This window comes from Actinomyces haliotis, from assembly GCF_015355765.1.
GTDB lineage: Bacteria > Actinomycetota > Actinomycetes > Actinomycetales > Actinomycetaceae > Actinomyces > Actinomyces haliotis.
The window spans coordinates 1-13,906 of sequence record NZ_JACWNA010000028.1; the positions used below are offsets into that span (position 1 = coordinate 1).

Here is a 13,906-nt window from a genome sequence, read left to right on the forward strand (position 1 = left end):
CTCCAACCAGGAGCGCCGCGACGCCCTTGCCCCCTGGATCGAGCACTACAACACTGAACGCGGACACACCGCGCTCAACGGTCTACCTCCAACCAGCCGACTGTCATGAACCTGTCTGCCACCAACACCTAGGTCGCCGCAAGGGCGGCCACCAGAGGTGCTCGGCACCGGTGTCAGGCCGTGAGCGAAAAGGGCTCAGCTCCGGGCATGGGTCACCTGCGCCCCGCGTTAGCGTTGGCGTCAACGAACACGAGAGGACTGACGTGAGCGAGCACATCACGCCCCAGACGTCGGCGGTCGCCGCCCCGACGGCCGCGGACTCCGGCCCCGCCGGACTCGGCCTGACCGACTCCATCTACAATCGCCTCCTCAAGGAGCGCATCATCTGGCTGGGCTCCGAGGTGCGCGACGACAACGCGAACGCCATCTGCGCCCAGATGCTGCTGCTCGCCGCCGAGGACCCCGAGCGGGACATCTACCTGTACATCAACAGCCCCGGTGGCTCGGTCACCGCCGGCATGGCCATCTACGACACGATGGAGTACGTCGAGCCCGACGTCGTCACCGTCGCCACCGGCATGGCTGCCTCGATGGGCCAGTTCCTGCTCTCCGCCGGCGCCAAGGGCAAGCGCTACCTCACGCCCCACACCCGCGTCCTCATGCACCAGCCCTCCGGCGGCGCCGGCGGCTCCGCGACGGACATCCGCATCAACGCCGACCTCATCATCAAGATGAAGCAGGAGCTGAGCGAGATCACCGCGGCCAACACCGGCCACAGCGTCGAGGAGATCATCAAGGACTCGGACCGCGACCACTGGTTCAGCGCCACCGAGGCCCTCGAGTACGGCTTCGTCGACCACATCATCCGCTCCAGCCGCGAGCTGACGGACGAGAACGGAGAGAACTGACATGACGAGCTCTCGCCCCTACTTCGACGCCGTGGCGCGCCAGGTCGACGCCGCCGCCGCCCCCGGCAGCATCGCCCCGGCCTCCCCGCTGTCGCGCTACATCATGCCGCAGTTCGAGGAGCGGACCGCCTACGGCTTCAAGCGCCAGGACGCCTACTCCAAGCTCTTCGAGGACCGCATCATCTTCCTGGGCGTCCAGGTCGACGACGCCTCGGCCGACGACATCATGGCCCAGCTCCTCGTGCTCGAGGCACAGGACCCCGACGGCCTCATCACGATGTACATCAACAGCCCCGGTGGCTCCTTCACCGCGCTGACCGCCATCTACGACACGATGCAGTACATCAAGCCGCAGGTGCAGACGGTCTGCCTCGGTCAGGCCGCCTCGGCCGCCGCCGTCCTGCTCGCCGCGGGCAGCGAGGGCAAGCGCCTCGCCCTGCCCAACGCCCGCATCCTCATCCACCAGCCCGCCATGGAGGGCATGCAGGGGCAGGCCTCGGACATCGAGATCGTCGCCAACGAGATCGACCGCATGCGCTCCTGGCTCGAGGAGACCCTCGCCGCCCATACGGGCCAGAGCGTCGAGAAGGTCCACGCCGACCTCGAGCGCGACAAGATCCTCACCGCCGAGGCCGCCAAGGAGTACGGCCTCGTCGACCAGGTCCTCGCCTCGCGCAAGACCCCGCGCTCGCCCCACTCCGCGTGACGGAGCGCTGATCTCGAGCCGGACGGGGCCCGACGCCGCAGCGGCGTCGGGCCCCACCGCGTTCGCGGGCTCTCCGCCCCGAGGCGCCTGCTAGACGGCGTGGTTCCTCGGGAGCCTCGGGCGCGGTGCGGACGCGTGTGAGGCAGCGCTCGGGCGCTCTTCGCCTTGCGGCGCAATGCTGCGGCGCGCCCGGGTGCCCCGTCGTGCGCGCACCCGTAGGGTGGTGCCGTCCCGCCGGGGAGACCGGGGGGAACAGACGGAACGGGGGATCCACGTGGCACGAAGCGCTGAGAGCGTCGACCTTCTCAAGTGCTCCTTCTGCGGGAAGAGCCAGAAGCAGGTCAAGAAGCTCATCGCGGGCCCCGGGGTCTACATCTGCGACGAGTGCATCGAGCTGTGCAACGAGATCGTCGACGAGGAGCTCGGTGACAACGGCTCCGGCGTCCCGCTCGAGCTGCCCAAGCCGCAGGAGATCTTCGACTTCCTCAACGAGTACGTCATCGGCCAGGAGGGCGCCAAGCGCGCCATGAGCGTGGCCGTCTACAACCACTACAAGCGCGTCCAGGTCCGCGAGCGCAGCGTCGCCGAGGGCGACGGCCTCGAGCTGGGCAAGTCCAACATCCTCCTGCTCGGCCCGACCGGTACCGGCAAGACCCACCTGGCCCGCACCCTCGCCCGTCTCCTCGACGTCCCCTTCGCGATCGTGGACGCCACGGCCCTCACGGAGGCCGGCTACGTCGGTGAGGACGTCGAGAACATCCTCCTCAAGCTCATCCAGGCCGCCGACGGTGACGTCAAGCGGGCCGAGAAGGGCATCATCTACATCGACGAGATCGACAAGATCGGTCGCAAGGCCGAGAACCCGTCGATCACCCGGGACGTCTCCGGCGAGGGCGTCCAGCAGGCCCTGCTCAAGATCATCGAGGGCACGACGGCCTCCGTCCCGCCGGGCGGCGGGCGCAAGCACCCGCACCAGGAGTTCCTCGAGATCGACACGACGAACATCCTGTTCGTCGCCGCCGGCGCCTTCGCAGGCATCGAGGACATCGTCCGCCAGCGCACCCGCAAGGAGTCCGGAGCCTCCTCCCTCGGCTTCGGCGGCGTCCTCACGGATCAGCAGCAGGACGTCTTCACCGCGCCGGTGCGCCCCGAGGACCTCCACAAGTTCGGCCTCATCCCCGAGTTCATCGGTCGCCTCCCCGTCATCGCCACTGTTCAGGACCTCGGTGTCCCCGAGCTGGTGCGCGTCATGACGGAGCCGAAGAACGCCATCGTCTCCCAGTACGAGTACCTCTTCAGCCTCGACGGCGTCGAGCTCGTCTTCACCGACGAGGCGGTCGAGGCCATCGCCACGCTCGCGCGCGAGCGCAGGACCGGCGCCCGGGGCCTGACGAGCATCGTCGAGGAGGTTCTCGGCGACGCCATGTTCGAGGTCCCGTCCATGCCGGAGGTCGGTCGCGTCGTCGTCGACGCCGACGCCGTGCGCGGACTCTCCAAGCCCCGCTACGAGGCCGGCTCAGGCACCCTGTCCGCCACCACCAAGGGCGAGCGCGGCGAGAGGAGCCGGACCGCATGAGCCCGGAGTCCCGCTTCGAGTCCGTCGAGCGCGAGGTCCCCGGCGTCCCGGCCGCCCTCGCGGCGTACCGCTCGACCATCGACAACCTCGACGCCGCCCTCGTCCACCTGCTCGCCGAGCGATTCCGCTGCACCCAGCAGGTCGGCGTCCTCAAGGCGGAGCTGGACCTGCCGGCCTCTGACCCCGGCCGTGAGGAGCGTCAGGTGGCGCGTCTGCGGGCCCTCGCCGAGGACTCGGGGCTGGACCCGGTCTTCGCTGAGAAGTTCTTCGCCTTCATCGTCGAGGAGGTCATCCGCCACCATGAGGCGATCCGCGAGGAGCGGGCGGAGGGCTGACCCTCACTGGGCCCCGCCGTGAGGCGGACAGCGGGAACCTGCACAGAGCACGACGTCGTCGGGGCCGGAGCCACCAGGTGGCTCCGGCCCCGACGCGTACCCCGGGTCAGAAGGGTCAGCCCTGCTTCGCGGCGCTCGCCGGCACCCGCTCGTAGAGCGCGTCGATCTCGGCGGCGAAGCGCTTCTGAGCCTCCGCGCGCCGTACCTTGAGCGACGGTGTGAGCAGCCCGTTCGACACCGTGAAGTCCGTGGGCAGGATGGTGAAGGTCCGGATCGACTCCGCCCGGGACACCGCCTCGTTCGCCCGGGCGACCGCCCGCTCGAGCGCCTCGCGCACGCGCGGGTCGCTCGCCGCCTGGACCGGGTTGAGGTTCTCGACGCCGTGGGAGGACAGCCACATGGGCAGCATCTCGGCGTCCAGGGTGACGAGCGCGGCGATGCACGGCCGGTTGTCGCCGACGACGAGCACCTGGCTCACGAGCGGGTGCCCGCGGAGCCGGTCCTCGAGGACTGCCGGGGCGACGTTCTTGCCACCGGCCGTGACGATGAGCTCCTTCTTGCGGCCGGTGATGCGCAGGAAGCCCTCGCCGTCGAAGCTGCCGATGTCGCCGGTGCGCAGCCACGGCCCCGACTCGGGGTCGCGGACCGTCGAGACGCCCTCGACGTCCTCGACGCCGTCCTCGGACGAGGCGTCCGCCCCGTCGGAGTCGGTGAAGGTCTCGGCGGTCGCCTCCGGGTTGCCGTGGTACCCGCGGAAGACGCCGATGCCGCGCACGAGGATCTCGCCGTCGTCGGCGAGTCGGACCGAGGTTCCGGGCAGGGGCAGGCCGACGGAGCCGACGAGCGTCGCGCCGGGGGTGTTGATCGTGCAGGGCGCCGCGGTCTCGGTGAGGCCGTAGCCCTCGAGGACCGTGATGCCGGCGCCGCGGTAGAAGTGGCCGAGGCGCTCACCGAGGGGACCGCCGCCGGAGACGACCTGGCGGACCTTGCCGCCCAGGATCCGGCGCAGGGTCGCGAAGACGACGCTGTCGAAGGTCGCGCGCTGCGCCCTCAGGGCGCGCGAGGGCCCGGGAGGCGTGTCGAGAGCCCTCGAGTACGCGATGGCCGTCTTGGCGGCCATGCGGAAGACCTTCTGCTTGGCGCCCGCCGAGCGCGCGTCAGCCGCGTTGTAGATCTTCTCGAAGACGCGCGGGACGGCCAGCACGAAGGTCGGCTGGAAGGTCTCGAGGTCCCCCATGAGGTTCTTGACGTCGGGGGCGTGCCCCATGACGCCGGCCGGCGAGCAGACGATCGCGATCTGGACGAAGCGCGCCAGGACGTGCGCGAGCGGGATGAACAGGAGCGTGCGGACGTCATCGCCGTGGAGTACCTCGGGCAGGTACGCCGAGGTGTTGACGGCGAGGTGGACGAGGTTGGCGTGCGTGATCTCGGCGCCCTTGGGGCGACCTGTGGTACCGGAGGTGTAGACGATGGTCGCCAGGTCGGTGGCCGTGACGGCGCTGGTGCGACGGTCGAGCTCGGCGGGGAGGACCCCGCGGCCGTCCGCGATGAGCGCGGTGACCGCGTCGGAGGCGAGGCACTCCACCTGGAGGTCGGCGAGCTCGGGGGCGGTGTCCCGCAGCGTCGTCATCATGAGCTCGAGCTGCTCGTTCTCGACGACGACCAGGCGCACGTCGGCGTCGGTGAGGATCCAGCGCGCCTGCTCGGGCGAAGAGGTCTCGTAGACGGGGACGACGACGAGTCCCGCCTCCCAGGCGGCGAAGTCGAGGAGGGTCCACTCGTAGGAGGTGTGCGACATGATCCCGATCCGGTCGCCCGGCTCGAGACCCCGGGCGACGAGTCCCGCCGCCACCTCACGGACCTCCTCGCGGAAGGCGCGGGCGCTCACCTTCCGCCAGCGGCGCCCGAGGGAGGCCTTGCGGGCGATGAGCGGCCTGTCCGGTGCCCGTCGCACGCGGTCCGCCAGCGCCCACGTCGTGGTCATGGTGGGCTCGAGGGGGACGAGGAGCTGCGTCGTGAACTCGCGGGCGACGGTCGTGTCCGGTCGGAAGGCGCCGCCCGGGGACGGGGTCTCGGTCGCCGGCGCGCCGTCGGGACCAGCAGCGGGGGCGTCGTGGTCGGGCGTGGTACTGGACTGGGTGCTCATGGGCCGATTGTGCGTGACGAGGCGCGCAGCCGGGGCGCGCGACGCGTCCTGAAGACGGGCCTCGTGCCTGTGGTTCGATACAAGGTGTGTGTGCCAGGGACTGCTGAGACTCCCGTCGGCACGCCATCCATTAGGGATCTTGATGCACGACAGGATCTCTCATAAGGTACCGGAAGTCTTATCAGGTCGGCCGGGCCGCACCGGTCGAGCGACGGCCCGGGTGGTCGGAGGTCAGGGAAGCATGACAACAACGCTGGACCGCGTCGTCGGGGCCGTCGCGCCGCGCCTGGCAGGACTCCTCGAGCAGGGGGAGACCGCCATCCTCCGCGCGCCGCACGAGTTCGCGCCCGTCGAGATCGCCGAGGCCGCTCTCGAGCTCATCGACGGCGGGGAGCCCCGCGACCGCTTCGACGTGCGCAAGGCCGGCGACGTCCTCAGGCTCATGCCGCTCCTGGTGCGCCGCAAGCCGATCTTCCTCATCTGGGACGAGCACCTCGCCATGGAGCAGGGCGCCGTCGGTCGTCTCGTCTCCCAGATCGTCGACTCGGCCGGCGTCATGCCGCCCGTCCTCGCCGTCGTCGAGCTCGACATCGCCGTCCCCGAGGTCTACGTCCCCTTCGACCTCAACCTCTCCCAGTCCGCGCTCACCGTGACGCCCGCCGAGATCGTGGAGGTCGGTGGCGGGGAGATCTCGCCCCTCGTCGCACGCCGCATCCACCAGGCCACCGGGGGAGTGCCGAGGCTCGTCGCCGCCGCGATCGAGGACGCCCTCTCCATCGGTCCGGGCGCCATCACCGCGGCGGCGCGCCCCACCTCGGCGGGGCTCGCCGCCACCACGGACAACGACTCCGACGACGGCGAGCTCGTCCAGGTCTCTCGCGCCTGGGCCGAGCGGCTCCTGCCCCAGTACGTCGACGACGAGCTCATGCTGCTTCACGCCTGGCTCATCCCACTCCACGCGCGCGGCCTGGCCGCCCTCGCGACCCCCGTCCTCGGCCGTCCCGTCTCCCCGGCCGAGGTGCGCCAGTGCCACGACGCCGGGGCCTTCGTCTCCACGGCGGCTGGCCTCCCTCGCGCGCTCCCCACCACCCTCGCCCGAGCACTGGCCACCGCAGCCACGGAGAATGACGCCCTCGCCGCGCGCGCGATCCGGCGCGCCGTCAGCCACGCCGCGGCCGACGAGCGCATCGAGCTCACGCCCCTGGAACGGATCTGGCTCCTCACCTCCATCTCCGCCTGGGCGAGCCTCGACCGCGTCCTGGGGCGCGCGATGGTCCACCTCGCCCTGCTCTCCGGCGCTCAGCTCGCGCAGCTCTCCACGTACTGGCCCGAGCAGGTTCCGCAGGAGTGGGGGCACCTGGCCGCGGCGACCACCTTCGTCGACGGCAGCTGGCTCACGGGGCGCCGCCAGCTCCCGCTCCCGTGGCTCGAGCTCATGCACCTCATCACGGCCGAGGACCCGGCCGCCCGCGGTGAGGACGCGGAGGCCGTCCTCGACCGGCTCATCCGCGGTGTCGGGCAGGCGCAGTCCCCGGACATCGGTGAGGTCCGCGCCGCCGTCGCCGACGGGCACGCCCTCCTGCGCCGGCTGGCCTCCGAGAGCCACCGCGCGCTCGCGGACCCGGCTGTGGCCCCCGCGCTCTCCCGGCCGAAGGCCGCGCTGGTGTGCTACGCGCTCCTCGGTCAGGCCGACGCCTACCTCTCCATCGCGCGCCTCCCGCTCGCGCAGGAGTGCGTCAACGAGGCGACGGCGCTCGCCGGGGCCGCCAGCCTCGACGCCCACGTCGCGTCCTCCCTCATGGCGGGCCTCACCGCGCGCAGCGCCGTCCTCGCCGCCAAGGCGGGGGTCCACGACCGGGCGGCCTACTTCCTCGCCCAGTACGAGGACGTCGTCGCCGTCACGGCCTCCCGCGACCCGGAGCCGGAGCAGATCATCAGCATCTCGCGCCGCTACCGTGACGACTGGCGCCGTCTGGGTGACGACGCGATCGACGTCCTCGAGCCCTCCGACGTCGAGATCGACGTCGCGCCGCAGTACCTGCCGCTCGAGGTCGAGGCTGACGGGCTCTCGCTGCTCCTCGCCCGGGGTCCCGTCGTCGCCTCCCAGTGGCTCAAGGCCTTCCTCGCCCGCGCCCGGTGGGTCAACCTCCTGTCCTGGGAGTGGTGGCCGTTGCACGCGACCCTCGCCATGATCGAGGTGCGCCAGGGCAACACCGAGGCCGCTCAGCGCTGGGTCGACGGAGGCACGCTGCCGGAGTCGATGTCCCTCGTCGTCCGGGCGGGCATCGAGCTCAGCTCCGGTGACGCCGAGGGCGCCAACCAGCTCGCCGACCGGGCGGCCGCCGTTCCCGACACCCCCGACCGCTGGCGTCTGGCCGCCTACGGGCTCAAGCTCGCGACCATGGCCGCCACGAGGGACCTGGAGAACGGCACCGAGCTCCTCGCCCGCCTGCCCCAGTGGAGGACGTCGCTGTCCGTGGTCGCGCTCCTACCTGCGGCCGGTCGCCGCGTCATCCTCGCCGAGCTCGGTGACGAGTACGCGGACGTCCCCGGTCTTCGGCTCGACGACGCTGCCCCGGTGCGGCGCGAGCCCGCTGAGATCGAGCTGACCCCTCGGCAGATGGACGTTCTGCGAGGGCTCGAGGCCGGCAAGACCGCCTCGGAGATCGCAGACGACCTCGTGCTCGGGCGCGAGACGATCCGCACGACCACCAAGGCCCTCTACAAGCGCCTCGGCGTGCACTCCAAGGCCTCGGCCCTCCAGGTCGCGCGGTCAGTCGGCCTCATCTGAGACGGACCGACCGGACTGCTTCGGCTGGGTCCCGACGATGAAGAGCGGGGCGGTCATCGTGAGGGCGATCGCCCCGCTCCTCATCGTGGGACCCGGGAGGGGCTGGCTCAGGCGTCCGCCGGGCCCTTCTTCGTCGTCTTGTAGATGTCGGCGATCACGTCCGCGTGCGTCTTCATGACCTCGCCGCGCTTGACCTTGAGCGAGGGCGTGAGCAGTCCGTTCGCCTCGGTGAAGTCCGTCGTGAGCACCCGGTAGGCGCGGATCGACTCGGCGCGGGAGACGGCGCGGTTCGTGCGGGCGATGGCGCGGTCGAGGGCGGCGAGCACCTGCGGGTTGCGTGAGGCCTCGACGACGTCCATGGGTGGCAGGCCGTGGTTGGCGAGCCACTGGGGGAGCATCTCCTTGTCCAGCGTGATGAGCGCGCCGATGAAGGGCTCGCCGTCGCCGACGACCATGACCTGGCTGACGAGCGGGTGCCCGCGCAGGCGGTCCTCGAGGATCGTCGGGGCGACGTTCTTGCCGCCCGCGGTGACGATGAGCTCCTTCTTGCGACCGGTGATCTTGATCCAGCCCTCCTCGTCGATGGAGCCGATGTCACCGGTGCGGAACCAGCCGTCCTCGGTGAAGGACTCCGCGTTCGCAGCGGGGTTGTTGCGGTAGCGGGCGAAGAGCGAGACGCCCTTGAGCTCGATCTCGCCGCTCTCGCCGACGCGCGCGGAGACACCGCACACCGGCGGGCCCACGGTGCCGATCTTGTTGAGGGTGTCGAGGTTGACGCTGGCGGGACCGATCGTCTCGGTGAGCCCGTAGCCCTCGAGGATGTTGATGCCGATGCCGCGGTAGAAGTGCCCGAGGCGCTGGCCGAGGGGCCCGCCGCCGGAGATCGCGTACTTGGCGTTGGGTCCGAGCAGGTCGCGGATCTGGTGGAAGACCAGGCGGTCGGCCAGGGCGTGGGCGGTGCGCAGCTGGAAGGACGGACCGGCCTCGGTGTCGAGGGCACGGGAGTACTGGATGGCGACCTTGGCGGCCCAGCGGAAGGTCTTGAGCTTGGCACCGGAGCCGGCCTTCGCGTCCGCGGCGTTGTAGATCTTCTCCATGACGCGTGGGACCGCGAGGACGTAGGAGGGGCCGAAGGCCTGGAGGTCGGGCAGGAGGGTCCTGGCGTCCGGGGTGTGCCCGAGGACGCCGTCGCCGGTCACGGAGACGAGCTCGAGCAGGCGCGCGTAGACGTGGGCCAGCGGCAGGAACAGGAGGATGCGGACGTTCTCACCGTCGAGGACGTTGGGGAGCCAGCGCACGCCGTTCCAGGCCAGGCCGGCGCCCGCGTTGTGCGTCAGCTCGACGCCCTTGGGGCGGCCGGTGGTACCGGAGGTGTAGACGATCGAGTAGGTGTCCGAGCCGCGGACGGCGTCACGACGGGCCTCGAGCTGCTCCTGCGTCACGCCGTCCCCGGCGGAGACGATCTCGGTGAGGGCGTCGCGGTCCAGCGAGAGGACCTGTGTCGTCGGGGCGTCAGGGTGGGAGGCGCTGAAGGAGGCCACGGCGGCGCGGACGACCTCGGCGAGGGCGGTGGTCTCGGCGATGACGAGGCGCAGGCCGGCGTCCTCGAGGATCCACTCGATCTGGTCCGCGGAGTCCGTCTCGTAGACGGGCACCGAGACGAGTCCGGCGGTCGCGATCGCGAAGTCGAGGAGGGTCCACTCGTAGGAGGTGTGGGCCATGATGCCGACGGTCTCGCCCGCCTGGAGGCCCATGCCCATGAGGCCGGCGGCGACGCGGTTGACGTCGTCGAGGAAGGCCTCGGCGGTGACCTTGACCCACTGGTTGCCGAGCGGCGACTTGCGCTCGATGAGGGTCGAGCGCGGAGCGCGGGTGGCGCGGTCGGTGAGGAGCCAGGGGACGGTCATCGTCTCGTCGGGCTCGCGGGTCAGCGGCCCGGTGGTCACGCCGTTCTCGACGAGGGGGCGCTGGTGGTCCGGGAGGGTGCTCGCACTGAGGTGGATGTCGTCTGATTTGCGTGGACTCACCCGGGCATTCTCCCAGGCGGGGTGCCGTTTCCCCTCAGCAGGGCACCGAGAGATCCCGCATGCTCCTTTAGAGGAAACCACAGGATTGTGAGCCTGATCGCCGTAGCAATCCACGGGCGAGCGAGTGGACGCGTCCCAGTGGCGCGACGCGGCCCGCGCTGAGCCGGGGCGTCAGCGCGGGCCGGTGCCAGCCGCTCGTGGGCTCAGGCCTTCTTCTTCGGGTTCTCCCCGAGCTCGACGGTGGTGACGACGACGGGCGCCGCGGACTCCTCACCCTCGGCCGCGGGCGCCGCCTCGGTGAGCGCGAGCTCACCGGTGACCTTGGCGGCCTCGGTGAGGTCGGCGCGCACGGCGTCGACGGCGGGACGGACCTCGCTCGACACGGCGAGCGTGACGGCGAGGATCGGCGTCTTCTGGCTCGTCTTCGCCTCGGACTTCACCTTGCGCAGCGCGGCGAGCGCGAGGCCCGCGTGCGCGACGAGGTCGGGGTCGACGTCGCCGGCCGCCTCGCGCAGGGGAGTGGCGTCGGGCCACTCGGTGCGGTGGACCGAGCCGGTGCGGTACCACGACCACACCTCCTCGGTGACGAAGGGCAGGAACGGGGCGAAGAGCCGGACGAAGGTGTCGACGGCGATCGCGAGGGTCGCGCGGGCCGAGCGGACGGCCGCGGCGTCGTGCGTGCCCTCGAAGTCGTTCGCGCGCTCCTTGACGAGCTCGATGTAGTCGTCGCAGAAGGTCCAGAAGAAGGACTCCGTCGCCTCCAGGGCCCGCGCGTGCTCGAAGCTGTCGAAGGCGGCCGTGGCGGTCTCGACGACGCCGGCGAGCGCAGCGAGGACGGCCCGGTCGATGGGCTCGGTGACGGCGCTCGGGTCGAGCTCGGGGGCGGGCACGGCCGCGAGCGTCGCCTCGTCCGCGTCCCACGGGATCCCCATGGACAGGGCGAACTTGGAGGCGTTGAGGACCTTGATGGCCAGGCGGCGGCCGATCTTGATCTGGGTCTCCTCGAAGGCCGGGTCGAGGCCGAGGCGGGCGGAGGCCGCCCAGTAGCGCACGGCGTCGGAGCCGTACTTGTCGAGCAGGCCCTTCGGCGTGACGACGTTGCCCTTCGACTTGGACATCTTCTTGTGGTCCTTGTCGAGGATCCACCCGGAGATGCCGGCGTGCTTCCACGGGAGGGCGCCGAACTCGAGGTCCGCGCGGACCACGGAGGAGAAGAGCCAGGTGCGGATGATGTCCTGGCCCTGAGGGCGCAGGTCCATCGGGTAGACGCGGTTGAAGAGGTCCTCGTCCTCGAGCCAGCCGGAGACGAGCTGCGGCGACAGGGAGGAGGTGGCCCAGGTGTCCATGATGTCGAGCTCGCCGACGAAGCCGCCGGGCACGCCGCGCTGATCCTCGGTGTAGCCCGGGGCGGTGTCTGAGGACGGGTCGACGGGGAGCGCGGACTCCTCGGGCGTGATGATCGCGTCGTAGTCGGGCTGGCCGTCGGCGTCGACCTCGTACCAGAGCGGGAAGGGCACGCCGAAGAAGCGCTGGCGGGAGACGAGCCAGTCGTTGTTGAGGCCCTTGACCCAGTTCTCGTAGCGCACGCGCATGAAGTCGGGGTGCCACTCGAGGGCGTTGCCGCGCTCGAGCAGCTCGGCGTTGAGGTCCTTGCCGGAGGCCGGGTTGGTCCACTCCTTGCCGCCGTTGCGGATGTACCACTGGCGGGAGGTGACGATCTCGAGGGGCTTGTCGCCCTTCTCGAAGAAGTTCGTCTGGCGCAGGGTCTTGGTGGGCTCGCCGCGCATCTCGCCGGTCTCGGCGAGCTTGGACACGAGGGCCTCACGGGCGGAGAAGGTGGTCTTGCCGGCCATCTGCTCGTACATGGCGACGCCCTCGGCGGCCGTGATCCACTCGGGGACCTCCGTCTCGAGGCGGCCGTCCTTGCGCAGGATGGCGCGCAGCGGGAGGTCGAGGTCGCGCCACCAGTCGATGTCGGTCGTGTCGCCGAAGGTGCAGCACATGGCGATGCCGGCGCCCTTGTCCATCTCCGCCTCGGGGTGCGGGAGGACCGGGACCTCGACGCCGAAGACGGGGGAGGCGACCGTCGTGCCGAAGAGCGGCTTGAAGCGCTCGTCGTCGGGGTGGGCGATGAGGGCCACGCAGGCGGGCAGGAGCTCGGGGCGGGTCGTCTCGATGCAGATGTCCGCGGTGCCGGTGGGGCCGTCCTCGATGGGGGCGCCGGCGGCCTTGGCCTTGGCCGCGGCGTCCGCGTCGACGACGTGGAAGGCGAGGCGGTGGTAGAAGCCCGGGTACTCGCGGGACTCGAGCTCGGCCTGGGCGACGGCGGTCTGGAAGGTGACGTCCCACAGGCCGGGTGCGGCGGCCTGGTAGGCCTCGCCGCGCTCGAGGTTGCGCAGGAAGGCGGCCTGGGCGACCTTGCGGGCGCGCACGCCGATGGTCTGGTAGTTCTGCTTCCAGTCCACGGAGAGGCCGAGGTGGCGCCACAGGGCCTCGAACTGGGCCTCGTCCTCGACGGTGAGGCGCTCGCACAGCTCGACGAAGTTGCGCCGGGAGATCGGCTTCTGGTCGCGGGCCTTGATGGACTTGCCCTCGCCGCCGGTCTGGGTGGGCTCGAAGTCCGGGTCGTAGGGGAGGGTGGGGTCGCAGCGGACGCCGAAGTAGTTCTGGACGCGGCGCTCGGTGGGCAGTCCGTTGTCGTCCCAGCCCATCGGGTAGAAGACGGCCTTGCCACGCATGCGCTGGTAGCGGGCGACGGTGTCCGTGTGCGTGTAGGAGAACACGTGGCCGACGTGAAGCGAGCCGGAGACCGTGGGCGGCGGAGTGTCGATGGAGAAGACCTCGTGGCGCTCGGCGGAGCGGTCGAAGGCGTAGGTGCCGTCCTCCTCCCAGCGCTCGCCCCAGGCGGCCTCGAGGCCGTCGGCGCTGACCTTGCTGGGGACGCGCGGCGAGTGCGTCTCGGAGGGGACGAAGCGGGGGGACTGCTCGGTTCCAGACATGGCGCCGATTCTGTCATGGGCCGACGGCGCAGCCGTGGGCAGGCGGGGGATCGCCCTGTGAGGTGGGCTACGGGGTGCCGGGTGGTCGCGGTGCGGTCGGTGCCACGCGCGAGGCGCTCGCGGGTGGGATCCTGATCACATGAGCGATGACGCCTTCAACCCCCGTGACACCGCCTCCTACCCGCACGAGGACCCCCAACGTCCTCATCGAGGAGGTCCGGGACGGCGACGTCGTCGGCTTCCACCTCGTTCCTCGTGAGCGGACCCGCCGCGGAGTCATCGTCACGGTCGGCGGCTCGGAGGATGCCGAGTTCCTCCTTGCCGCCGTGACGGCACTCGGTGGGGCTGACCACCTCGTCCTCACGGCGCCGACGGCGTACCGCTGGCCGGCGCTCACCGAGGACCAGGGTGGGGAGGA

General features: G+C 71.0%; 9 protein-coding genes. 6 read left to right on the forward strand and 3 right to left on the reverse strand.

Annotation, left to right across the window (positions count from 1 at the left end):
- The 5 genes from IXW69_RS10695 to IXW69_RS10715 form a co-directional block, all read left to right on the forward strand.
- On the forward strand, positions 1 to 109 hold a 109-nt coding region (locus IXW69_RS10695), incomplete at its 5' end, for an integrase core domain-containing protein (RefSeq protein ID WP_194784358.1).
- Positions 110 to 263: 154 nt separating this feature from the next.
- A complete protein-coding gene (locus tag IXW69_RS10700; RefSeq protein ID WP_323745289.1) occupies positions 264 to 908 on the forward strand; it encodes an ATP-dependent Clp protease proteolytic subunit in 645 nt (214 codons plus the stop codon).
- A 1-nt stretch (position 909) separates the two neighbouring features.
- Positions 910 to 1,614 carry an ATP-dependent Clp protease proteolytic subunit gene (locus IXW69_RS10705; protein WP_194786327.1) on the forward strand — a complete coding sequence of 235 codons (705 nt, stop codon included), beginning with the start codon at positions 910 to 912 and terminating at the stop codon, positions 1,612 to 1,614.
- A gap of 274 nt (positions 1,615 to 1,888) precedes the next feature.
- The gene (gene clpX / locus IXW69_RS10710) at positions 1,889 to 3,190 is read left to right on the forward strand and encodes an ATP-dependent Clp protease ATP-binding subunit ClpX (protein WP_194786328.1); all 1,302 of its coding nucleotides are present in this window, start codon (positions 1,889 to 1,891) and stop codon (positions 3,188 to 3,190) included.
- Positions 3,187 to 3,525, forward strand: a complete 339-nt coding sequence (locus tag IXW69_RS10715) for a chorismate mutase (RefSeq protein ID WP_194786329.1) — start codon at positions 3,187 to 3,189, stop codon at positions 3,523 to 3,525. The genes clpX and IXW69_RS10715 overlap by 4 nt, the downstream gene beginning before the upstream one ends.
- A 115-nt stretch (positions 3,526 to 3,640) precedes the next feature.
- Here the strand turns inward: IXW69_RS10715 and IXW69_RS10720 are convergent, their stop codons facing one another.
- Positions 3,641 to 5,671 (reverse strand): AMP-dependent synthetase/ligase, encoded by a 2,031-nt coding sequence (locus IXW69_RS10720; protein ID WP_194786330.1) that lies wholly within the window; start codon positions 5,669 to 5,671, stop codon positions 3,641 to 3,643.
- 241 nt (positions 5,672 to 5,912) lie between these two features.
- Between IXW69_RS10720 and IXW69_RS10725 the strand changes: the two genes are divergently transcribed.
- The gene (locus IXW69_RS10725; protein WP_194786331.1) at positions 5,913 to 8,462 is read left to right on the forward strand and encodes a helix-turn-helix transcriptional regulator; all 2,550 of its coding nucleotides are present in this window, start codon (positions 5,913 to 5,915) and stop codon (positions 8,460 to 8,462) included.
- A 107-nt stretch (positions 8,463 to 8,569) separates the two neighbouring features.
- Here the strand turns inward: IXW69_RS10725 and IXW69_RS10730 are convergent, their stop codons facing one another.
- Both IXW69_RS10730 and valS read right to left on the reverse strand, forming a co-directional pair.
- Entirely contained in the window at positions 8,570 to 10,369 is a 1,800-nt protein-coding gene (locus IXW69_RS10730) for an AMP-dependent synthetase/ligase (RefSeq protein ID WP_194786358.1), read from the reverse strand.
- A gap of 323 nt (positions 10,370 to 10,692) precedes the next feature.
- A complete protein-coding gene (gene valS / locus IXW69_RS10735; protein WP_194786332.1) occupies positions 10,693 to 13,488 on the reverse strand; it encodes a valine--tRNA ligase in 2,796 nt (931 codons plus the stop codon).
- Positions 13,489 to 13,906 lie beyond the last annotated feature (418 nt).